Origin of the sequence: Campylobacter sp. TJR-1 (assembly GCF_032840035.1) — a bacterium.
In the GTDB taxonomy this organism is placed as follows: Bacteria; Campylobacterota; Campylobacteria; order Campylobacterales; family Campylobacteraceae; genus Campylobacter; species Campylobacter fetus.
In genome coordinates this window covers 1-649 of the sequence record NZ_JAWIZX010000024.1, presented here as the reverse complement: position 1 = coordinate 649, position 649 = coordinate 1, and the positions used below count along the sequence as shown (strand labels likewise).

The window sequence follows — 649 nt, the reverse complement described above, 5'->3', positions numbered from 1 at the left end:
TACCTACTGTTGTAGTACCTAATACTTTAGAAAGATCTACATTTACGCTATCTGCAGCTATATTGCCTGCTTTTACCGAAGTACTTGCGTCTCCTGCGTTTAGGGTTATCGATGATTTGGCGCTTAGGTTTCCAACTGATATAGCACTAACACCATTTGCATTTATAGATATAGCTCCTTTATTAGCTGTTATAACGTCGGTTGTTAATCCGTTTGCATTATTTGCATTTATACTAAAATCACCTTCTAAAGCAGAAGAAGCATTAGATATAGTCACGTCTCCAGTGTTTTCTATAGATAAACTAGTAGTGGCTCCATTTAAAGAAGCTATAGTTGAAGCACCTTTTATGTTTGTAAGAGATACAGTAGTAGACGCTGCAGCTTTTAAAGCTCCTGTTTCAAATTTGCCTTCTACGCCATTTACGCTTATACTTAGATTATCTGTTTCTGAATTAGCAGCGGCTAGTTTTGCGTCTCCGCTCATAGCGTTTAGGTTGATATTTATAGAGCCTTTAGTAACCGTATTTCCTACTTCTAGTCCGCCTTTTAGTCCGCTAGCATTTAGCACTATACCTTGAGCGGCTGCGGCGTCTCCTAAAGCTACAGCAGATAAATCCACTTGTGACTTGGCATTTTCTCCGCTTAGATT

1 pseudogene is annotated in these 649 nt (G+C 39.0%); it reads right to left on the bottom strand.

The features are described from left to right. Positions 1 to 649, bottom strand: a pseudogene (locus tag RVY88_RS09135) (cell surface protein); the annotation flags it as partial.